The sequence below is a fragment of the Neobacillus sp. YX16 genome (assembly GCF_030123505.1).
In the GTDB taxonomy this organism is placed as follows: domain Bacteria; phylum Bacillota; class Bacilli; order Bacillales; family Cytobacillaceae; genus Neobacillus.
Map to the genome: position 1 here is coordinate 1150246 of NZ_CP126115.1, position 21305 is coordinate 1171550.

The 21305-nt window shown below is 38.8% G+C and carries 21 protein-coding genes; 15 read left to right on the top strand and 6 right to left on the bottom strand.

Annotation, left to right across the window (positions count from 1 at the left end):
• Window positions 1–35: 35 nt before the first annotated feature.
• Together QNH48_RS05635 and QNH48_RS05640 are read left to right on the top strand one after the other, a co-directional pair.
• The gene (locus tag QNH48_RS05635) at window positions 36–1505 is read left to right on the top strand and encodes an amidase family protein (protein ID WP_283954131.1); all 1470 of its coding nucleotides are present in this window, start codon (window positions 36–38) and stop codon (window positions 1503–1505) included.
• Between the two features lie 55 nt (window positions 1506–1560).
• Window positions 1561–1695 (top strand): hypothetical protein, encoded by a 135-nt coding sequence (locus QNH48_RS05640; RefSeq protein ID WP_257009282.1) that lies wholly within the window; start codon window positions 1561–1563, stop codon window positions 1693–1695.
• A 149-nt stretch (window positions 1696–1844) separates the two neighbouring features.
• Here QNH48_RS05640 and QNH48_RS05645 read toward each other — a convergent pair whose 3' ends face one another.
• Window positions 1845–3377 (bottom strand): FAD-dependent oxidoreductase, encoded by a 1533-nt coding sequence (locus QNH48_RS05645; RefSeq protein ID WP_283954132.1) that lies wholly within the window; start codon window positions 3375–3377, stop codon window positions 1845–1847.
• Between the two features lie 175 nt (window positions 3378–3552).
• Here QNH48_RS05645 and QNH48_RS05650 point away from each other — a divergent pair, with 175 nt between their 5' ends.
• The gene (locus tag QNH48_RS05650) at window positions 3553–4692 is read left to right on the top strand and encodes a trans-sulfuration enzyme family protein (RefSeq protein ID WP_283954133.1); all 1140 of its coding nucleotides are present in this window, start codon (window positions 3553–3555) and stop codon (window positions 4690–4692) included.
• A 367-nt stretch (window positions 4693–5059) separates the two neighbouring features.
• On the opposite strand, the gene QNH48_RS05655 is transcribed toward QNH48_RS05650, so the two are convergent.
• Complete coding sequence (locus QNH48_RS05655) at window positions 5060–5200, bottom strand: hypothetical protein (protein ID WP_283954134.1); 141 nt, start codon at window positions 5198–5200, stop codon at window positions 5060–5062.
• Between the two features lie 50 nt (window positions 5201–5250).
• Window positions 5251–5628, bottom strand: coding sequence for a DUF1360 domain-containing protein (locus QNH48_RS05660; protein ID WP_095249085.1), 378 nt, complete (start codon window positions 5626–5628; stop codon window positions 5251–5253).
• Window positions 5629–5719: 91 nt separating this feature from the next.
• Here QNH48_RS05660 and safA point away from each other — a divergent pair, with 91 nt between their 5' ends.
• The 12 genes from safA (at window position 5720) to ltrA (ending at window position 18486) form a co-directional block, all read left to right on the top strand.
• A complete protein-coding gene (safA, locus tag QNH48_RS05665) occupies window positions 5720–6334 on the top strand; it encodes a SafA/ExsA family spore coat assembly protein (RefSeq protein ID WP_283954135.1) in 615 nt (204 codons plus the stop codon).
• Window positions 6335–6476: 142 nt separating this feature from the next.
• Window positions 6477–6824 (top strand): lmo0954 family membrane protein, encoded by a 348-nt coding sequence (locus QNH48_RS05670; RefSeq protein ID WP_283954136.1) that lies wholly within the window; start codon window positions 6477–6479, stop codon window positions 6822–6824.
• An 18-nt stretch (window positions 6825–6842) separates the two neighbouring features.
• Complete coding sequence (locus tag QNH48_RS05675) at window positions 6843–7487, top strand: PspA/IM30 family protein (protein ID WP_283954137.1); 645 nt, start codon at window positions 6843–6845, stop codon at window positions 7485–7487.
• A 94-nt stretch (window positions 7488–7581) separates the two neighbouring features.
• Window positions 7582–8316, top strand: a complete 735-nt coding sequence (gene liaF, locus QNH48_RS05680) for a cell wall-active antibiotics response protein LiaF (protein WP_095249089.1) — start codon at window positions 7582–7584, stop codon at window positions 8314–8316.
• A complete protein-coding gene (locus QNH48_RS05685; RefSeq protein ID WP_283954138.1) occupies window positions 8313–9365 on the top strand; it encodes a sensor histidine kinase in 1053 nt (350 codons plus the stop codon). The genes liaF and QNH48_RS05685 overlap by 4 nt, the downstream gene beginning before the upstream one ends.
• Window positions 9358–9990, top strand: a complete 633-nt coding sequence (locus QNH48_RS05690; RefSeq protein ID WP_283954139.1) for a response regulator — start codon at window positions 9358–9360, stop codon at window positions 9988–9990. Before QNH48_RS05685 ends, QNH48_RS05690 begins: the two co-directional genes overlap by 8 nt.
• A 132-nt stretch (window positions 9991–10122) precedes the next feature.
• Window positions 10123–10977, top strand: a complete 855-nt coding sequence (efeO, locus tag QNH48_RS05695) for an iron uptake system protein EfeO (RefSeq protein ID WP_283954140.1) — start codon at window positions 10123–10125, stop codon at window positions 10975–10977.
• Entirely contained in the window at window positions 10978–12270 is a 1293-nt protein-coding gene (gene efeB, locus QNH48_RS05700) for an iron uptake transporter deferrochelatase/peroxidase subunit (RefSeq protein ID WP_283954141.1), read from the top strand. It begins immediately after the preceding gene.
• 26 nt (window positions 12271–12296) lie between these two features.
• A complete protein-coding gene (locus tag QNH48_RS05705; RefSeq protein WP_283954142.1) occupies window positions 12297–14042 on the top strand; it encodes an FTR1 family iron permease in 1746 nt (581 codons plus the stop codon).
• 109 nt (window positions 14043–14151) lie between these two features.
• Entirely contained in the window at window positions 14152–15480 is a 1329-nt protein-coding gene (locus QNH48_RS05710) for an oligosaccharide flippase family protein (RefSeq protein ID WP_283954143.1), read from the top strand.
• A 99-nt stretch (window positions 15481–15579) separates the two neighbouring features.
• Entirely contained in the window at window positions 15580–16086 is a 507-nt protein-coding gene (locus tag QNH48_RS05715; protein ID WP_283954144.1) for an RNA polymerase sigma factor, read from the top strand.
• A 1140-nt stretch (window positions 16087–17226) separates the two neighbouring features.
• On the top strand, window positions 17227–18486 hold the full coding sequence (gene ltrA / locus QNH48_RS05720; protein ID WP_283955694.1) for a group II intron reverse transcriptase/maturase: 1260 nt from the start codon (window positions 17227–17229) through the stop codon (window positions 18484–18486).
• A gap of 73 nt (window positions 18487–18559) precedes the next feature.
• Here the strand turns inward: ltrA and QNH48_RS05725 are convergent, their stop codons facing one another.
• The 3 genes from QNH48_RS05725 to QNH48_RS05735 form a co-directional block, all read right to left on the bottom strand.
• Entirely contained in the window at window positions 18560–19168 is a 609-nt protein-coding gene (locus QNH48_RS05725) for a Bax inhibitor-1/YccA family protein (protein WP_095249105.1), read from the bottom strand.
• Window positions 19169–19258: 90 nt separating this feature from the next.
• The gene (gene mscL, locus QNH48_RS05730) at window positions 19259–19633 is read right to left on the bottom strand and encodes a large-conductance mechanosensitive channel protein MscL (RefSeq protein ID WP_283954145.1); all 375 of its coding nucleotides are present in this window, start codon (window positions 19631–19633) and stop codon (window positions 19259–19261) included.
• Window positions 19634–19705: 72 nt separating this feature from the next.
• A complete protein-coding gene (locus tag QNH48_RS05735; protein WP_283954146.1) occupies window positions 19706–20938 on the bottom strand; it encodes an aminopeptidase in 1233 nt (410 codons plus the stop codon).
• Between the last annotated feature and the right edge of the window lie 367 nt (window positions 20939–21305).

Sequence of the window (21305 nt, forward strand, 5' to 3'; positions counted from 1 at the left end):
AATTTTATAGAATTTTATCAACAGGGGGGATTACCATGGAAAATCCTAAGTTAAAGAAATATCTAAATGAGTGGATTGAGGAAGCCACAATCACTCAAATGCAGGAAAAGATGACTAACGGAGCACTTACATCTAAAGAACTTGTGATGATGTATCTACATAGAATCTCTGTTTATGATAAAAGGATTAACGCTATCCTTGAGGTTAACCCAGATGCATTACATATCGCAGCAGCTCTTGATGCTGAACGCAAGGAAACGGGACCACGCAGTGCGCTGCACGGGATTCCCATTTTAATAAAAGACAATATTGATAGTGCTGATAAAATGCATACGAGTGCGGGTTCTTTAGCTTTAAAGGATTCCATTGCCTTGAAGGATTCTTATGTAGCAGAACAGTTACGGAAAGCTGGAGCTGTCATCCTTGGGAAAACAAATATGACTGAGTGGGCAAACTTTATGGCAATCGGTATGGAAAGCGGCTATAGTTCACGAGGTGGTCAGGTATTAAATCCATATGGACCTGATAAATTTATTGTGGGCGGTTCTAGTTCGGGTTCGGGTGCAGCAGTTGCGGCAAATTTAGCGGCAGCAGCGATAGGAACGGAAACGTCTGGATCAATTTTAAATCCAGCCTGTCAAAACTCATTAGTGGGAATCAAACCTACAGTGGGGCTGATCAGCAGGAAAGGAATAATACCGATTGCGCATACACAGGATACAGCAGGACCTATGTCTAGAACGGTTCGGGATGCAGTGATTCTATTGAATGCATTAACAGGCAGAGACGAGGAAGATGCAATAACAAGAACAAATCCACTTGTGGAGAAGGACTTTACAGAGCATTTACGTAAGGACGGACTCAAAGGTAAAAAAGTGGGAATTGCTTTAGAAGGATTCATCGAACAGCAAAGTGAAGAAAAGCAAAAAATCTTTCATGATGCTGTCGCGATTTTGGAGGCAGCCGGTGCAGAGGTAATTGAAAATATAGAAATTCCGTCCGCAAAAGTAAAATGGCCGTCCGATGTTTTAACTTATGAATTTAAACCAGATATAAACGCTTATTTAAGTAACCTTCATCCATCTATACCTATAAGGACGTTAAATGACATCATTCAATTTAATAAGGAAAATGAAGAAATAATGCTCAAGTATGGACAGGCAGTATTATTGGATTCGGATGCTACTAGTGGTTCATTAACGGAAGCGGAATATGTAAAGGCTTTAGAATTTGATTATTATCATTCAACCAAGCAGGGAATTGATTACGCGTTAGAAACGTATCAATTGGATGCAATTCTTTTCCCTAGCGAGGAAGGTTCACATATTAGTGGTAAAGCTGGTTATCCAACGATTGCTGTTCCTGCTGGGTATACCTCAGAAGGTGAACCTGTCGGAATAACCTTTGCGGGAACTGCTTATAGTGAACCACAGCTGATTGAAGCCGCTTATGCGTTTGAACAGCTAACAAAGTTCCGAAGAGCACCAGTAATTGGGGTTGAATAACTTCATTTCTTTTCACTCATACTATTTATGAATTTCTCTAGAAGGAGATGATAGTGTGGGAAGACAGAAACTCGGTAATGCCAATGCCCAGCGAAATAACAATCGTAAAAAGGGAATGAAAAACAGCGCTGAACTTGTTGAGTTTTCAACAGGTGAAGAATTAAAACAGAATCGTCCTCATGGTAAATAAAGGAACACGCCTCCTGTTTTAGGAGGCGTGTTTCATTTTGTGGATAATTAAAAATAGCGATGAGAGCCCGAAACCTTATAAAAAGTAAAGAAGCGGTCACTTATCAGGGCGATAGCCTCCTGATTTAGGAGGCGTGTTAAATATTCGTATTATTTATCCCCGACATACTTAAGCGGCTTCTTAGCTGGACCTTCAATCACATCCCCTTCATAGGAGAAGCGGGAACCGTGACATGGGCAGTCCCATGATTTTTCCGCATGATTCCATTCACATTCACAGCCAAGATGTGTACAGGTTGTATCTACAATATATAGCTTACCGTTTTCATCCTTATAAGCCCCTGCACGTTGTCCATTATGCATGACGACCGAGCCTTCTCCATTTTTCAAGTCCCCAGGATCCTTTGGCACAAATTCAAGCTTTCCTTTTATTAAATGCTTAGCTACGTCAGCATTTGTGGTTACTATCGATTTAATATCAGGGTCAGCGTCAAAACGGGATGGTGAAAATAAGTCCTTATATGGATTATCACGATTAATAATATAATCGGTCAGTATATGAGCAGCAAGAATTCCCGATGTCATCCCCCACTTTTTATAGCCGGTTGCTACTAAAATATGTTCTTTACTTGCTGTAATTGGACCAATGTATGGCACCTTATCTAAGCTAACCAAGTCCTGTGCTGACCACCGGTAATGATACTCAGAGAGATCAAATACCTCTTTCGCAAAGGACTCCAGTGCGAGATAATGCCGGAGCGTATCCATACCCTGTCCAGTTTTATGGTTTTCACCGCCAAGGATAAGGAGGTTACCACCCTCTATCGGTGTATAACGAATAGACCGAGTCGGGCTATCAGCACTGATATACATGCCCCCTGGGTACTTCATGTCCGTTTTAATTCCAATCGCATAGGACCTATCAGCATACATCCTCGCAAAATAAAGGCCAGGTTTATCGTAAAAAGGGAAGTGGGATGAGATAATCACATGCCTGCAGGTAACATGGTGCCCATCCTTAGTTACAACCTTTGGCTGTGAGGTCTCTTCATCCTCAATTGTATCTGCTACCGTATTTTCATAAAAAGAACAGCCTGAATTTACAGCTTCATCTAGGAGTCCTTTTAAAAATTTCAAAGGGTGATATTGAGCTTGATTTCGCATTAGTAAAGCTGATTTTATTTGAATATCAAAAGGAATGTTACCTACTAAGTCCCCATCAATTCCAAGTCTTTGGTAAGCAGCCCACTCTGTTTCCAGCTTCTGGGCATAATGGTCTGAGGTAGCGTATACATAGGCGTCTTGTTGACTGAAGTCACACTCTATTCCCTTTTCTTTCACAGTAGTTTCAACGAATTTAATGGCATTGGAGGCTGATTCGAAATATTGCTTTGCCTTTTCCTCGCCAAAATGACTTATTAATTCATCGTATATCAAACCATGCTGGGCAGTCAGCTTAGCAGTTGTATGCCCGGTTGTGCCGTTTAGCACTCCTCCTGCCTCTAATACAGCAACTTTTACCCCTTCCTTCGCAAGCAAATAGGCGGCAGTTATACCAGTAATTCCAGCTCCGACAATAACAACATCTACGGTTTTATCCTCATTTAGCTTTTCGAAAGTTGGTAATTCTATTTCACGCCAGTAGGTACGGGGAAATTGGTGGGTATTTTCAGTTGAACTCATTTGTTGACCTCCAGTAAGATATTCATAGGATTAATTTTTCCAATTATAGCGAAATCATGTAATGGTTCCAGTTATAAAAAATATTATTTGGAAATAGATTTAGATTGACGAAAGATTGTAGTATTGATATTTTCAATATAATAACTATTTTGTAAATTAAGAAGAGGGTGCTGATATGGGGAAGAAATTTGAGACAGAAATTTTACATGGTGGGAAGAAAAGTAATAGTAAAATATCGAGTAAAGTTACACCGATTTATCAGACCTCTGCATTTGCCTTTAAAGACCTTGAGGAATTAGAAGGATTTTACCATGGGAATGGTCAATATCTTTATTCACGGGTAGGCAATCCGAATACAGATGAATTAGGAGAAGGTGTTGCAAGACTTGAGGGTGCTCCTGCGGGTGTAGCAGCGTCATCGGGTTTGTCAGCTATTTTAGCCGGTGTGTTGGCCGTTGTGAAAAACGGAGATCATATTATTGCAGCAGATGATTTATATGGTGGCAGTTACCATATGCTGAAAGAAGAATTAAATCATTTTGGGATTGAAACAAGTTTTGTTTCCTTTACAAATTTAGATGAAGTAGAAAAGGAAATTAAAGAAAATACGAAACTGCTTTATACTGAATCCATTACGAATCCTTTACTAAGGGTGGAGGATATCAAAGGAGTAGTTGAACTAGCCCATAAGCACCAACTAAATACTCTAGTTGATAATACATTTGCAACTCCCTATCATTGTCGACCATACCTAATGGGAATAGATTTGGTGGTGCATAGTGCAACCAAGTATATTGGGGGGCATAGCGATGTAACAGTTGGAGTCCTTACTGGCAGAGAAGATCTAGTTGCCAATGCACGCACGAAAATTGTAAATCTGGGTACAAATGTAAGTCCGTTTGAAGCATGGCTGACATGCCGCGGTTTAAAAACATTAGCATTGAGAATGAAAGCACAATCCAGTAACGCAAAGAAATTAGCAGAAGCATTGTCAAATAATCGTTTTGTTGAAAAAGTCTATTATCCCTTTGACCAAGATCAAGATGGTTTTGGAGCAATGGTGACCATTGAGCTTTCAAAAACAGTCGATATCAGTCAATTTTTTCGCTCGTTAGCTTGGATTAAAATTGCTCCAACACTTGCCGGAGTCGAAACCACTGTTTCCCATCCATTAACGACTTCTCACCGGTCACTTCCACAAGAAGCCTGTGAAGCTTTGGGGATTACGAATGAAGTTGTACGTATTTCAGTAGGAATCGAACATGCTGATGATATAATTGCACAATTTGAACAGGCAATTGAGAAATCACTATAATAATATTAAAGAACCCTGGGATTTAATCGCCTAGGGTTCTTTTAATGGTCTTTATGAAAGCTTCATGGTTACCACTATTTCGATTTTCTAATGATTTCGGTCATCATGAAACCGTCATGGTTACCACTTTTTAAATTTTTCTAGGATTTTGGTCATCATGAAGGCTTCATAGTTACCACTTTTTGGGTTTTTCTATGATATTGGTCATCATGAGGGCCTCATGGTTACCACTATTTCGATTTTCCTATGTTTACGGTCTTCATGGATTTTTATTAGTTATTGTTCGTCAATTTTCGGTCTTTAGCCTTCCGTGTGGTAGATTCTTAAAGAATATATAACAAGGCCCAATGTTAAGAAGAATTAAATGCTACTCTATTTCCTTTTTTACGGGATCAATACGGGTGGAGTCTTCGGAGTTAAGACTTCCTCTTAAAAAATAAACCAGTGTACCCCCAACAATACCAAGACAAATGATAAACCCAATGGCAGCAATCCACCATCCAGCCATTCAAATCCCCCCTTTTCTAATGTTTATGCGAAAGGGGGATCTTTTTTTCTTTATTTATTTTTCTTATCCAAATCAGCATAATAATCAACTTTTTTAATATTTACTCCTACAAACGTTTCAAGGATGGATTGACCGCCTGCAATCGAGAAAATCAAAATAAAGACAAACGTAACCCGGGGGAAAAGTAAATACCCGCCTCCAAGAAGAATGGCACTCCAAACCCCAGCACACCAATAACACTTCAATAAATACCCAAACATGCCTTTTGGTACTTCCTTTGTTTCAATTCCATGATTGGTTTCAACCTTAACTTTCTTCATAAATGGCTTACGAATAAATTCAGTAATTTTATCAAAAACAATTAAATGAGTTAACCGATAACTTGCCAAAATTAACATGACATAGGTAATCCACGAAATGTCTCTCACACTTTTTCCTCCGAACTTTACAATGAAAAAATTTTGACACTCTGTATATTTTGAGCCTGAAATCAAAAATATATATCGAGGAGGCGAAATAATGAAAAAATCATTTTGGTTTAGTTTAATGTTTTTACTATCACTAATAAGTATTCCAAGCATTTCATTTGCCCAACAGATTTATACTGTACAGCCTGGGGATACGCTTTGGAAAATCGCGGTTCGTTACCAAGTTGGGATTTCTGAAATCATCTCAGCAAATCCGCAATTTAAAAATCCAAACCTTATTTATCCAGGAGAAAAAGTTACGATTCCTAGCTTTGATGCAACGAAAAGTATTGAAAGCCAAGTTGTCCAATTAACGAATCAAGAACGAGCAAAAAATGGGTTAAAACCTTTGACACAAGATTGGGAACTATCAAGAGTTGCACGATATAAATCGGCGGATATGAGGGATAAAAACTATTTCAGCCACACTAGTCCGACATATGGCAGTCCATTTACGATGATGAAGAACTTCGGTATTTCTTACCGGGCAGCAGCAGAAAATATTGCGGCTGGACAAACAACGGCTCAAGAAGTGGTTCAGGCTTGGATGAACAGCCCAGGTCATCGAGCGAATATCCTAAGCGGGAATTATACCTATATAGGTGTTGGATACGCCAAAGGCGGATCACAAAGACATTATTGGACACAAATGTTTATATCAAAATAAACATGAAGGGGTCAGTTCCGACACATGGGACTGACCCTTTCTACGTCTTAAGACCGATATGAAAATAAAGCGCTGGTTCGTTATGAGAGTTTTGCATAAGAGGTAAGATGATATCAAGATAAAGAAAGGAGGAAAAAACAAAATGAAAAAGTTTGGATTATTACTTGCTGGTGGTATTGCAGCCATCATTTTACTTTCATCCATAGGTCCGATGTTGGGATTACTAGTGGGTCTTGCGGTTCTCTACTTCATCTTCAAACAGTTCTTAAAGGCTGAATCGACCGGAGGCAAGATTGTTCTCGGGATCATCGGATTTTTTGTTCTAATGGCCTCTATTCATAACGCTCCTGCTATCATTGGAGTTCTTGCTGCCTATGTACTTTATCTGGTTTATAAAAACTGGAATAGCAGTAAAAAGACGGTTGTAATAGAGGATTCTGATCCGTTTGTAAATTTTGAAAAACAATGGAATGAATTAAATAATAACTAATCTAAGGAGAGATATATAATGACAAACCTATTAACTAGAATTAAAGATACGATTATGGCAGATTTACATGCTGCCGTTGACCAGAAAGAAAAGAAAAATCCAATTGCTTTGCTTAACCAATATCTTCGTCAATGCGAGCAAGAGACTGAAAAGGTAAGAAAGCTTTTGGAACGACAATACGCGCTGAAGGATGAATTCACTAGAGAACATTCTCAGGCTGTGGAGCTGGCAGAAAAAAGAAAGTATCAGGCAGAGATTGCTTCTAAAGCAGGAGAAATGGAGCTTTATGAGTTTGCTTCAGCTGAACATCAGCAGTACTCAAGCCGCGTTGAACGACTAGGAGCTTCACTTGAGCAAGTACAAGGTCAGCTAGGGGAACTAGAAAGAAAATATGAAGAAATGAAGCATAAGCTTAAAGACATGCAAATTCGACGCTTGGAATTAATGGGCCGAGAGAATGTAACCCGCGCAAATCATCGAATGAATCAAGTATTGGACTCAAATACTACATCTAATAGTGCAGACAGGCGTTTTCAAGAGATAGACAATTACTTAGATCGTCTAGATCACCAAGTAAAAAGTTCTTATTACCGCGATACTATTGACGCTAAGATTGCCCAATTAGAAAAAGAAATGAAATTAGAAGAAAGCAAGTCCATTTAGTAACCAAAACATGGTATTCTAAAAAGGTGCAAACAGGTGCACCTTTTTGGCTATAACATGAATGCAGAAACTAAACGAGGGAGGGATAGGCCTGATGTTAAAAAACGCAAAGAATGATTATACAGGATGGCTGGTTGTAATTGGGGTTGTCGTTCTGCTGCTAGAAATTCTATTTTTCAACAGTGGTCTTATATTCTCCCTTTTATTTTCTGGTGGACTTATATATCTAAGTAGAAGAAAAGCAGGGAAGAAGAGCGGGAAAGTTTTTTTTCTTGCAGGAATTATTATTCTTTTAATTAGTGTGTTTAGTATGATGACCTTCAAGTTTTTATTGCTTGCTATTCTCTTACATTTTATTATCCAATATTCTAACTCTAAAAAGAATCCAAATAAGATTACACTAGATATAAAAGAATCAGAGCAGGCCGGGCAGGAAGAGACGTTGATTAAGACCAAGCCGCTCTTTGAAAATATTTTTTTTGGCCAGCAAAAAACGCCTAGTGGTGTTTATGAATGGAATGACATTAACATCCAATCTGGAATTGGAGATACCATCATAGATCTTAGTTATACGGTTTTACCAAAAGGTGAAACCATCATCTTTGTTCGGAATATCATTGGAAATATACAAATTCAAGTGCCTTATGAAATTGAAGTAAGTGTACAACACTCATGTGTTGTAGGTTCTACAACGGTTTTAGAAAATCATCAGTCACAGGTTTTTAATCAAGCTTTCCATTTAAAGACAGCAGGTTACGATCAGGCAGAGCAAAAGGTGAAAATCTTTACATCCTTGCTGGTGGGGAATTTAGAGGTGAGCCGGATATGAGTACCATCCAAAGGCAGGTTATTTGGAATATCGGCTTTTCTGTCATCATTGCTCTTGTTGTGGCTGCTGCCTTTATCATTGTTTTTCCAATTGCTGATTGGTCAGAATTATGGAATAGACATTTCATGGATATCCCATTTGTTGTTTTTATTCCGGCATTCAGTATTGCCATTGGGATATTATTGGGCATTATTTCAGGTATGTTCTGGAGAAGACAGTTTCAGTCTGTTGAACATTCCTTACACCAGTTGGAGCAGGGGAAACAGACTGGATTCGTTGAAAAGCAATCCATAACGGAAATGCAAGGTATTGCCGAACAAATTGATAAGATAGGCAGGCAAATTTCTGAACAAGCCAAGCTTTCACAACGTTTGGCTACAGAAAAAGTAGAAGACCAGGAAGCGAGAATACAAGAAATTATTGAACAGGAACGAAACCGTCTGGCGCGTGAGCTACATGATTCAGTCAGTCAGCAGCTATTTGCTGCCTCCATGATGATGTCTGCCATTAATACAACAAAGCAAAGTTCCAATGAGGAGGATAGGGAAGCAAAACAGTTGAAAATGGTTGAAGAGATGATACATCAATCACAACTTGAAATGCGCGCCCTGCTTCTTCATTTGCGTCCTGTTGCGTTAAAAAATAAAACGCTGCAGGAAGGAATTGAAGAGCTATTAATCGAATTATCTCAGAAAGTAACAATGGAAATTAAGTGGAAGGTGGAAGCGTTTCCGCTTGATAAGGGAATTGAAGATCATCTTTTCCGTATCCTCCAAGAGTCTGTATCCAATACGCTTCGGCACTCAAAAGCAATCAAACTTGAAGTTTTATTGATAAAGCGGGATGACCTAGTCATATTAAGAATTGTTGATGACGGGATTGGCTTTGAAGTCGATAACATGAAGGCTGGTTCCTATGGTATGCAGAATATGCACGAGCGGGCGCTTGAAGTTGGGGGAACTTTAAAGGTAATTAGTGTAAAGAGCAAAGGTACAAGGCTGGAAGTAAAGGTACCTGTTATGAAAAATGGAGATGGTGTAAATGATTAGAGTAGTATTTGTCGATGATCATGAGATGGTGAGAATTGGAGTTTCTGCTTATCTATCAGCACAGCCAGACATTGAAGTGGTGGGTGAGGCAGCTGATGGAAAAAAGGGTGTAGAGCTAGCACTTGAGCTTAGGCCTGATATTATTTTAATGGATTTAGTGATGAAGGAAATGGACGGGATTGAAGCAACAAGACAAATTATTGAAGCATGGCCAGATGCAAAAGTAATTATTGTCACTAGCTTTTTAGATGATGAAAAAGTATATCCTGCACTAGAAGCCGGTGCTACCAGCTATATGCTAAAAACATCAAAAGCAGATGAAATCGCTAATGCTGTCCGCGCTACATATCATGGCCAGTCCGTTCTTGAACCAGAAGTAACAGGAAAAATGATGGTGAAAATGCGCCAGAAACATCAACACCTACCACATGAAGAACTGACCAGCCGTGAAATGGAAATTCTAATGTTAATGGCACAGGGAAAAACAAATCAAGACATAGCGGATGAACTATATATCGCCTTAAAAACAGTTAAAACCCATGTCAGTAATATATTAAGTAAACTAAATGTTCAAGATCGGACACAAGCTGTTATTTATGCATTTAAGCATTCATTAATAAAGTAAATTAAAAAAACTTTCCAATCTAAATAGGTTGGAAAGTTTTTTTTATGAAAATCATTGAAAACTATTATCATTTACTATATGATGATGGTGATAATGATTATCATTATTAGTGGTGAAGGGGGATTTTTACATATGAAATTATTGGAATTTTCTGGTTGTTTGCTATTATCTAGCAGTCTGTTATTTGGTTGTGCCAATTCAAATGAGAATTCAGCACAAGGGAGCTTAAAGGAATCAAAGAATACCGTATCAGAATCAGAATCGCTTGCTGGGGTTACGGATGAATACCGTAAGTATGCCATAGGAGAAATTGAAGAATTTGTAAAGGCAACGGAGGCTTTTACAACAGCAGTTAAAAATGGAGATGTAGAAAAAGCTAAATCACTATATGCATCATCAAGAGTGCACTATGAGCGAGCAGAGCCGATAGCTGAAGTATTTGGAGAACTTGATCCGAAAATTGATGCGCGTGAAGGCGATGTTCCTGAGGCCGAGTGGGGAGGCTACCACCGTATCGAAAAAGGCTTATGGGTTGAAAACACAACTACTGGTTATGAACAATATGCAGAGCAGCTGATGAAAGACGTAAATCTTTTACGTGCAAAGGCAGATACAGTCGAAGTCACGCCTGACCTCTTAATTACAGGGGCGGTAGACCTCTTAAATGAAGTATCCACTTCAAAAGTGACTGGGGAAGAGGATCGCTATTCTCATACTGATTTATTTGACTTTGCTGCGAATGTAGAAGGTGCGGACAAAATTTTCCAACTTTTAAATCCGGCTTTAAAGGAAAAGGATGAGGAACTTTCAAAGGAAATTCAAACCCGCTTCGATGAAGTTTTTAGCCTATTAAATAAGCATAAAAACGATGAAGGATACAAGGTCTATACGGATTTGTCAGAAGCTGAGGTAAAGGAACTTAGTCAAGCAATTGATGCGCTTGCTGAACCACTCTCGGAAATCGGAATTGTAACGGAGGCATTATAGATGTCTAGGAATGAGTACATCATTGAAGGGGAATCTCTTGAAGTGAAGAAAATTTCACGAAGGGATATTTTGAAAACAGCTGGAGTTGGTGGTGTTGGGGTCCTAATTGGTGCATCTGGAATAGGAGGCTTGTTGTCTATTACAGAAGGGAAGGCATCAAGCGCGAAAGCGCAGGACGTTGTTTCATTTTATGGAAAGCACCAAAGTGGAATTACGACAAAACCGCAAAACCATGTTTATTTTGCCGCCTTAGATGTGACAACTTCTAGAAAAGAAGATTTAATAACGCTTTTTAAAGAATGGACGCTTGCTTCAGCATTAATGTCTGAGGGTAAACCAATCGGAGAGCTCTCTAGTAATGAATTCCTTCCGCCAAAAGATACGGGAGAGGCTGAAGGATTATCTGCCTCTAATTTAACGATTACTTTTGGGGTGGGTCCTAGTCTTTTTGTAAAGCATAACCAAGACCGATTTGGATTGAAACATAAGCAGCCTAAAGAACTAACAGAACTTCCCGCTTTTTCATTAGATGCATTAGAAGAGGAATGGACTGGAGGAGATTTATGTATTCAGGCTTGTGCGGATGATATTCAAGTGGCATTTCATGCGGTAAGAAACCTAATTCGAATTGCTAGGGGAAAGGCTGTTTTAAGATGGGCACAGCCAGGATTTCAGAGAACGAAGCAGGCAGATGCAAAAGAAGGAACACCTAGGAACCTGTTTGGTTTCAAGGATGGAACAGTAAATCCTGATGTGAAAAGTGAAAAACAGATGAATGAACATGTTTGGGTTCAGCCAGGTGATGGACCGAATTGGCTTCAGAATGGCAGTTACCTTGTTGTTCGAAGAATACAAATGTTTATTGAAGTCTGGGATCGTACCAATTTAAAGGAACAGGAAAATACTTTTGGAAGATATCGTGACAGTGGTGCACCTTTTGGTCAAAAATATGAATTTGATAAACTTGACTTAAACCACAAACAGCCAAACGGAGAAGATACAATCCCTGTAGATTCGCATGTTCGGTTATCACATGGAGATGGATCGCAGCAAATTCTCCGCAGGGGTTATTCTTACTCAAATGGAATGGATCTGAAGACGGGGAGCTTTGACGCAGGTCTACTTTTCTTAAGTTTCCAACGTTCACCAAGTAAACAATTCATTCCAATACAAAAGAGACTTTCAAAAATGGATAAGTTGAATGAATATATTTCACATCGAGGCAGTGCCCTTTTCGCCTGTTTACCAGGAACTAAACAGGGAGGTTTTATAGGAGAGACACTATTTACATAATGTTTTTCCTTTTAAAGGAGAGAGAGATGCAAATGTCATGGAAGCCCTTCATATTATTTTTATCTTTATTCATTTTTTTTCAAACTGCCCACCACATGGCGGCAGCAGAAAATCATGACGAGCTGTTTGTCCTAATTGGCGATAGTTTAATGAAAGTAAAATCAGGTGATCATAAAACGGTTTCGAATAACATTGAACAGTTTGCTATGGAATGGATGAAAATCAAGAAGTCTAATAGTGAACAGGCGAAGTTGGTTGATCAAGATTTGGAAAAGGTTCAAAGTATACTCGCAAAAGGGAACGTAGAAAAAGAGATACTTTCTAATAGTCTCTCAGCATTATCAAGTTCCCTGGTAAAGTATGATACAGAACAACACCCTGTAGATCGAACAAAACAAACAGTCAAAGTCAAAAAATTGCTCCCGCTCCTAGAGAATCTGAAAGGATCTATTTTGGATGGGAATGTAGCTAATATAAAGATCCAGTATCAAACACTAATGGATCAATGGAATGCTTCGGAAAAAATCGTTCATGATGAAAGTATTGCTTCTTACGGGAATATTGAAAAAAACATGGCTTTAATCCGAATTTCAATTACTCAAAACCCTGTGGATCTAACAAAGGCTGAAACGAATGTAGATAAATTAACACAGGAAGTGGAGAACTTTTTAGCCGGTAAATTTTCGAACGAGGTTAAAGGTGATTTTTCTTTAACAGACCTTTCTACTCTAATAAAGAAAACAGAAAAAGAGATTGCCAATAAGGAATATAAGAGTTCTATTCAGCATTTAAATGACATCCTCAACATTTGGCCAATAGTTGAAGGGGAAGTACAAACGAGAGACAGTAAGTTATATAGTGACATTGAAACAAAAATTCCAACAGCTATCAGTATTCTAAGTTCGGATAAGGTGAATGGTCCAAAGGCATTGGCTATAGTTAAGGATTTAAATACCAAATTAGAACCATTAATTAGTAAAACCAATTATTCATTTTGGGATTCTGCACTTATTTTATTAAGGGAAGGGATAGAAGGATTATTAATCATTGCAACCTTACTTGCATTTTTAAGGAAAATGGGTCAGTCATCTCAACAGAAATGGATTTGGGCAGGAGTGGCAGGTGGAATCTTAGCAAGTGCATTACTTGCAGTTCTTATCAATATTATTTTCTCTAAGATTACTGCAGCTTCGAGTCGAGAATATATTGAAGGAATAACGGGTATATTGGCTGTGGTTATGATGTTATCGGTTGGAGCATGGCTTCATAAAAAATCAAGTATTGAAAATTGGAATAAGTATGTAAAGCAGCAGATGCAACAAGCGATTGCAAAAGGAAGCCTCTTTTCATTTGCCATAATCAGTTTTCTTTCGGTTTTCCGTGAAGGGGCCGAGACGATTATTTTTTACACTGGAATAACACCGTATATAAGCACGCGGCAACTTGTTATGGGGATTGTTCTAGCAGTAATCATTTTAGCTATTTTCGGCTTTGCGATTATTTACTACAGTGTAAAAATTCCAATTCATGTATTTTTTAAAGCAGCAACATTTGTGATTTATTTCTTAGCGTTTAAAATGCTCGGAATTAGTATCCACGCTTTACAGATTTCTAAGTTTTTTTCGACGAGCACAGTTATTAACTTCCCGTTTGTTGATTGGATTGGATTGTACCCTACATGGGAAACGACTTTACCGCAATTATTGTTAGTTGTTGTTATTCTCTTTATGACTTGGCTGGTTAGAAAACAGACGATAACAAAAAATGTTTAGAAAGGGCCAAGTGCCCTTTTTTTTATGCTTTTTTCAATTCTCTCTACTATTCAATGAACTTGTCTCATAGGTTTATAAAAGTGAGATTGTGTTTAAAGGGGAGTTCGGAATGGGTATCTTTTACAAAGGAATCTTATTTTTAGCCCTTTCTGCTTTTTTAGGGGAAGGTGTTGAATTCTTAGTCAATTTAATTCTTGCAAAAGAATTGGGCAAGCATGGATTAGGTTTATATATGTCTATACTGCCCTCCATTTATTTACTAGTTCTTTTGTCAAGCTTTGAATTGCCGGTTTCCATATCAAAGTTTGTTGCTGAAAAAGAGGAAAAGTTCCATCGAAATATCCTATACCATGCTATTACAATCACCATTATTTTTACGTGTATCCTGTTCGTGTTTGCCACAGTTCTCATGCCTTTTATATCCGTATTTAATGGATACCATCCTTATACAAGATGGCTCATTATTCTGCTAGTTCCTGTTATATCCTTTACCTCAGTAGCACGGGGTTATTTTATGGGCAGGCACCAAATGGGGAAAATCGCCATTGCCAATTTCATAAGAAAATCAGTACAACTCGTGTTGCTATTTTTGTTGTTTCGCTTTTTCCAATTTGACTCAGAAGCAGCCGTTCTGATTGCGATTGCCTCATTTATTGGCAGTGAAATTGCTGTATTCCTTTATTTATGCTTCACATTAATTATTCAATTTCAGCAGTTAAAACGAATGCCCTTTTCCAATTTAAATCGTAAGGCTGTCCGAAAAAATTTAATGGCTGTCTCTGTGCCAACGACAGGATTGAGACTTTTCTCCGCACTAACAGGTGCGATACAGCCCTTTTTAATTAAGGCTGCACTGGTCCAGTCTGGACTATCCGAAACCATTGCTACCGAGCATTTTGGGATGCTAATGGGCGTTGCCGTTTCTATTGGATTTTTCCCTGCATTTATAGCTCATTCCTTAATGACGGTTCTAATACCAGCTGTTTCGAAAACATATTCGATGAGAGACTACACCACACTGCAAAAAATGCTTTCGCAAGTAATGACACTTACATTCCTTTACGGCGTACCGGCGGTGGTAGTTTTCTATATATTTGCCCGACCGCTCACGTCGATATTTTTTGATTCATCTACTGCAGCAATTTACTTACAAATGCTCTGGCCGTTTTTCCTATTCCATTTCTTTGTCATGCCGATGCAGGCAATGTTAATTGGTTTAGGACTTATAAAGGAAACCTTTATACATGCTATTTGGTCTACGATTGTTTCCTTTGCTATCATCATTGTCTTAGCTTCACGCCCCGAATGGCGGATGGAAGGCGTGATCATCGCGATGAATACCGGATCCGTTTTATTGGCATTGATGCACTATTTAAGCATTTGTAAAAAAATTGGCGTTTCTATTTTTATGAAAGGCTTCATCCAGAAAAATAATTAGAAAAGTTTACTAACATGTGTAGGGGTTAGACATTACAATTCCGTCTATTAGTATAAGAAATGTTAAAGGAAAGAAGGGTAGAAAAAAATGCGGGATGTAATGATAGATTCGTTTGAAGAAATAGTGAAAGAACATGGGAAAGCCATTTTCAACTATATATTTTCTTTAGTTAAACAAAAAGAACTTGCAGAGGACCTCTATCAGGAGGTTTTGGTATCTGCCTATTTGGCTTTTCATACCATTAAGGAACCCGCTAGATTAAAAGGCTGGTTGTTTACGATAGCAAGAAATAAGTGTCGGGATTATTGGCGGAAGGAAAATAAAACAAAACAGTTTTGGAAGGAAGAGGTGTATTCATACTCGACAACAGTTGAATCACCGCCTCTTCCCGAAGAAGAGGTACTACATAAATATTCAACCGAAAAAATGGTTGAAAGTGTAAAAGCATTACCAGAAATATACCAATCTACACTAATTCTCTATTATTTTAAAGACCTTACCTTAATTGAAATATCAAAAAGAAAAAACATCCCCATATCTACAGTAAAAACAAGAATGAAAAGGGGAAAGGATCACTTAAGACCAAAGCTCCAATCCTTTGCATAAAAGGACTATACAATCTATTAGACTAGCTCTATAGTTGCGGGAGCCCGTGTTCTTTATCCTAAAAGGGAATCAGAAGGGCCCTCTGGTTACCGATGAAGCAAAATTTCAGTCTGTACGGGAATCAGAAGAGCCCTCTGGTTACCGATGAACCCAATTTTTAGCCTGGACGGTAATCAGAAGAGCCCTCTGGTTACCGATGAACCCAATTTTTAGCCTGTACGGGAATCAGAAGAGCCCTCTGGTTACCGATGAACCCAATTTTTAGCCTGTACGGGAATCAGGAGAGCCCTCTGGTTACCGATGAACCCAATTTTTAGCCTGGACGGGAATCAGAAGAGTCCTCTGATTACCGATGAAGCAAACTTTCAGTCTGTACGGGAATCAGGAGAGCCATCTGATTACCGATGAACCCAATTTTTAGCCTGGACGGGAATCAGAAGAGCCCTCTGGTTACCGATGAACCCAATTTTTAGCCTGAATGGAAAATAGCCGAATCATTTGTCCACGTAACAATTTGAACTTACCAAGTTCTACCTTCTACTAGAAAAGTATATACAAAAAGCCGGGAAGCTCCCGGCTTTAGCTGTTGTGCGCCCGGCATGGGTGCAGTCTCTAGGGTGAAAGTCCCGAACCATGAAGGCAGTAGTAATGGTTAGCCTAACGCAAGGGTGTCCGCGGTGACGCGGAATCTGAAGGAAGCGAGCGGCAAACCTCCGGTCTGAGGAACACGAACTTCATATAAGGCTAGGTATCATTGGATGAGTTTGCAACACAAAACAAAGTCCTTACTGCCGAAGGTGGTACAGAGTAAATGAAGCAGATAGATGGAGGGAAAGACTGTACTCTTACCCGGGGAGATCTGATTGATAAGCCAAGTACACTTGGTAAACTATCTAGCAATGGATAGCTGAACAATCAGAAGTCAGCAGAAGTCATAGTACCATTCTTACTCGAGAAAGAATGGGAAGGACTGAACTATTAAGAAAGAATGAAGTCTGCACATTCGGTGATTGCATTGAACACAGACAATCCGAAAGGACCTACCTAAAGGAGGAAGCGGTGAATCCGTTGGGGACTCTAGGAGGGTGGAGCAAAAGTCGGCATAAACAGAACCTTCATTCACGTAGAAAGGATAACATCATGTTAATGGAACTAATTCTATCACGGGAAAATCTCTTAACTGCCCTAAAAAGGGTAGAGCAGAACAAAGGAAGTCACGGCATAGATGGAATGTCCGTAAAATTCCTACGACGACATCTCTATGAAAACTGGGATTCCCTTCGGGAAACTTTGAGAACAGGTAACTATCAACCTTCTCCTGTTCGCCGTGTCGGAATCCCGAAACCAGGCGGAGGGATAAGGCTTTTAGGCATACCGACTGTGACAGACCGTTTCATCCAACAGGCAATCGCCCAAGTATTAACCTCAATCTTTGATCCAACATTTTCTGAAAACAGCTATGGTTTCCGACCTAACAGGAGCGCCCATAATGCGGTAAGAAAGGCAAAGGGTTATATCAAAGAAGGTTACCGCTGGGTAATTGATATGGACTTAGAGAAATTCTTTGATAAGGTTAATCATGACATACTGATGGGAATACTCGCTAAGAGAATTGAAGACCGCATTCTTCTCAAACTAATCAGGAAATACCTTCAATCAGGTGTAATGCTTAATGGGGTCGTACAATCAACGGAGGAAGGTACTCCGCAAGGGGGACCTCTCAGTCCACTACTTTCAAACATAATTCTTGATAAATTAGATAAAGAATTGGAAGCCAGAGGGCATAAGTTTGTCCGTTATGCGGATGACTGCAACATTTATGTTAAGTCATTAAAAGCAGGGGAACGTGTGATGGAATCCATTACGACGATTATTGAGCAGAAACTAAAATTGAAGGTAAACAGGGATAAGTCGGCAATCGACCGTCCGTGGAAACGGAAATTTCTTGGTTTCAGTTTCACATTTAATAAAGAACCGAAGGTGCGAATAGCGAAACAAAGCATTAAACGCTTTAAGACGAAGATTCGAGAAATTACCTCTCGGTCAAAACCTATCCCACTTGAGGTAAGAATTGAAATGTTAAACCGCTATCTTACAGGATGGTGCGGGTACTTCGCTTTAGCGGACACTCCAAGCAAATTCAAAGAATTTGATGAATGGATAAGAAGAAGGCTAAGAATGTGCGAATGGAAACAGTGGAAGAAATCTAAAACTAGAGTTAGAAAACTGATTGGTTTAGGCGTCCCTGGTTACAAGGCGCACGAATGGGGCAACTCCAGAAAGAAATACTGGAGAATCGCCTGTAGCCCAATATTACACAAAACCCTCGATAACTCATATTGGAGTCAACGAGGGTTGAAAAGTCTATATAACCGTTATGAAACTTTACGTCAATCTTAATAGAACCGCCGTATACCGAACGGTACGTACGGTGGTGTGAGAGGTCGGGGGTTAGTCACCCCCTCCTACTCGATTAATCTTTACTTGAAAGAATTCCGAAGATACGTAAGATACTTACGAATAGATTGATAAAATCTAAGTATAGGTTTAATGCCATCAATGGAACTTCTTCAGCACTTACCCCATAATGCTTCATACGGTTGAAATCATACAATACATAACCACTAAAGACCAATACTCCAATGAAAGAGAATGCAAGCATACCTGTAGAGCTAAGCGGCATGAAAATATTAAAAATAGAAACAGCAACTAAAGCAAGTAAGGCTGCTAACAAGAATCCGCCTAAAAAGGAGAAATTTCGTTTGGATACTGTTGCATAAATCGCTACGCCAGTAAACACGACAGTGGTACTTCCGAAAGCCATCAAGACCACATTTGCTCCAGCGGTCATGGCATAATAAGAAACAATCGGATATAAGGTAATTCCTGAAATAAATGTAAAGATATAAAGGAATGTATAAGAAATGGCTTTTTTACGTCTAAAGAAAAAGGCAATCATCAATAAAACAAATTCAAGGATAGCTAATGGTAAAAATAATGCCGGCGGTACAAAGGTACCTGCCATGGTTCCAACAAAGGCGATGGCAAGTGAAAGAGCAAATGTCCTAATGACTGATGGCATAAATTCAGTAGATGTTTGTGTATACAATTTTCTTCACCTCAAGTGTATTTATATATAGAATATACGAAGAAAAGGTCAAGATGTTTCATTTTATTTAGAAAAATCTTTTTCGGCTCTCAATAAATCTCGTATCTCAGCAAGAAGCTCTTCTTTTTTATCAATTTGAACCGCCACTTTAACTTCTTCTTCCTTCTTTTTAAAACGAGAAAGGAATTTTATAAACATAAAAATAGAAAAGGCAATGATTAAGAAATCAATAATCGACTGGATAAATACTCCATATTTGACTGAACCATAAGCCAATTCAGAAACATTTACTTTTCCTATAATCATTGCAATGATTGGCATAATAATATCCGCAACCAGAGAGGATACGATTTTTCCGAACGCTCCGCCAATAATAACACCGACTGCAAGATCAATCACATTACCTCTCATGGCAAACTTCTTAAATTCATTTAACATAATTTTAACCTCCAAATTAATTAAAGTAAAAAGCAGCATCCTAGTAAGGAGCTGCTTGATTTATTATACCATTTAAAATGCCCAATTGCCTTTTCTGAATACCGGTTCGCTTGTTCCATCCGCTTTAATGCCATCAATGTCCATTTCATCCGAGCCAATCATGAAATCAACGTGTGTAATACTATCATTGAGTCCATTTTCCTTCAGTTCTTCTGAAGACATTTTCTTGCCGCCTTCAATACAGAACGCATAAGCGCTCCCGATGGCTAGGTGGTTTGAAGCATTTTCATCAAACAAAGTATTATAGAATAGGACATTAGATTGTGAAATTGGTGAGTTGAAAGGAACGAGTGCTACTTCACCAAGATAATGAGAGCCTTCATCCGTTTCAACTAAACGCTTTAGGAACTCCTCACCTTCTTCAGCCTTATAACCAACAATTCTTCCGTTTTCAAAGGTAACAGAGAACCGGTCGATAATATTACCGCCGTAGCTTAATGGCTTTGTGCTTGCAACCGTACCATTTACACCCTCACGATGAGGAACGGTGAAGACTTCTTCAGTTGGCATATTAGCCATAAATTCAAAACCATTTTCATTTACACTGCCAGCTCCAACCCAAAGATGATTATGCGGGAGTTCGATGGTTAAGTCTGTTCCTGGTGCAGTATAGTGAAGCTTTTGATAATGTCTTTCATTTAAGTAGTTAACCTTTTCATGCAGTGATTGATCATGCTTTTTCCAAGCTTCCACTGGATTATCAGTATCCACACGAACGGCTTTAAAGATGGCATCCCACAGTAAGGAAACTTGTTGGTCGCTCGGTGCATCTGGAAAGACTTTAGCAGCCCATGCAGGAGATGGTGCAGCAATAACGGTCCAGCTGACTTTGTCAGATTGAACGGCTTGACGATATTTAGACAAAGCGGTTCCAGCGGCTTTTTGGAAGTTAGAGATACGCTCTGGATTAACTCCTTTTAGTAAGTCAGGGCTAGAAGAAACGATGGCCATAAAGGCGGCACCTTGTTCAACGAATTCCTCTTGTTCTTTTGCACGTAAGGCAGGGTATGTAGTAAAAGCTTCATCTGGTGCTAATTCATATTTTGTTCTGGATACGACATCGTCATTCCAGTTAACCACAACGTTATGTGCACCTGCTTCATAGGCTTTTTTAACAACCTGGCGGACAAATTCTGCAGAATCTAAGGTCGTGTTCACTACTAATGTTTGACCCTTTTGAATATTAACCCCAACTTTAACAGCAAGCTCAGCATATTTCTCAAGGTTCTTTTGAAATTCACTCATATTTTAGTCTCCCTTTTCAGAATCTTCCTTACATATTTTAGCCTTTTTCATGTTAAAAAGAAACTGATAACAGTAGAAAGGCTATAGAGCTCAAATCTAAGCAAAAAAATAAGTAGGGATAGAACTCTCTACTCTAATTTACTGCCGTATACTTTTATATTAAAATAAACACCCGCAGAAAATAATACTAAAAATGTAATAATACCGGACCATGAAGTGGGGGACATAAATTGGGATAATTCCATCAATACCACCATCCTTATAATAGAAAACGATTACATATTAATTATAATAGTAAATAGGTTAGATGTGAACATTTTAGTACAATTTATTGACGAATTTTTGAACATAAGCTGTGAATGCTAGT

Bases quoted from the DNA above. Each gene is read 5' to 3' on its own strand.
- QNH48_RS05685 (WP_283954138.1), top strand. From the start codon at position 8,313: ATGAGTACCATCCAAAGGCAGGTTATTTGGAATATCGGCTTTTCTGTC.
- QNH48_RS05710 (WP_283954143.1), top strand. From the start codon at position 14,152: ATGGGTATCTTTTACAAAGGAATCTTATTTTTAGCCCTTTCTGCTTTT.
- QNH48_RS05670 (WP_283954136.1), top strand. From the start codon at position 6,477: ATGAAAAAGTTTGGATTATTACTTGCTGGTGGTATTGCAGCCATCATT.
- QNH48_RS05645 (WP_283954132.1), bottom strand. From the start codon at position 3,377: ATGAGTTCAACTGAAAATACCCACCAATTTCCCCGTACCTACTGGCGT.
- efeO (WP_283954140.1), top strand. From the start codon at position 10,123: ATGAAATTATTGGAATTTTCTGGTTGTTTGCTATTATCTAGCAGTCTG.
- QNH48_RS05635 (WP_283954131.1), top strand. From the start codon at position 36: ATGGAAAATCCTAAGTTAAAGAAATATCTAAATGAGTGGATTGAGGAA.
- QNH48_RS05655 (WP_283954134.1), bottom strand. From the start codon at position 5,200: ATGGCTGGATGGTGGATTGCTGCCATTGGGTTTATCATTTGTCTTGGT.
- liaF (WP_095249089.1), top strand. From the start codon at position 7,582: ATGTTAAAAAACGCAAAGAATGATTATACAGGATGGCTGGTTGTAATT.
- QNH48_RS05705 (WP_283954142.1), top strand. From the start codon at position 12,297: ATGCAAATGTCATGGAAGCCCTTCATATTATTTTTATCTTTATTCATT.
- safA (WP_283954135.1), top strand. From the start codon at position 5,720: ATGAAAAAATCATTTTGGTTTAGTTTAATGTTTTTACTATCACTAATA.
- QNH48_RS05690 (WP_283954139.1), top strand. From the start codon at position 9,358: ATGATTAGAGTAGTATTTGTCGATGATCATGAGATGGTGAGAATTGGA.
- efeB (WP_283954141.1), top strand. From the start codon at position 10,978: ATGTCTAGGAATGAGTACATCATTGAAGGGGAATCTCTTGAAGTGAAG.
- QNH48_RS05725 (WP_095249105.1), bottom strand. From the start codon at position 19,168: ATGCCATCAGTCATTAGGACATTTGCTCTTTCACTTGCCATCGCCTTT.
- mscL (WP_283954145.1), bottom strand. From the start codon at position 19,633: ATGTTAAATGAATTTAAGAAGTTTGCCATGAGAGGTAATGTGATTGAT.
- ltrA (WP_283955694.1), top strand. From the start codon at position 17,227: ATGTTAATGGAACTAATTCTATCACGGGAAAATCTCTTAACTGCCCTA.
- QNH48_RS05650 (WP_283954133.1), top strand. From the start codon at position 3,553: ATGGGGAAGAAATTTGAGACAGAAATTTTACATGGTGGGAAGAAAAGT.
- QNH48_RS05675 (WP_283954137.1), top strand. From the start codon at position 6,843: ATGACAAACCTATTAACTAGAATTAAAGATACGATTATGGCAGATTTA.
- QNH48_RS05715 (WP_283954144.1), top strand. From the start codon at position 15,580: ATGATAGATTCGTTTGAAGAAATAGTGAAAGAACATGGGAAAGCCATT.
- QNH48_RS05735 (WP_283954146.1), bottom strand. From the start codon at position 20,938: ATGAGTGAATTTCAAAAGAACCTTGAGAAATATGCTGAGCTTGCTGTT.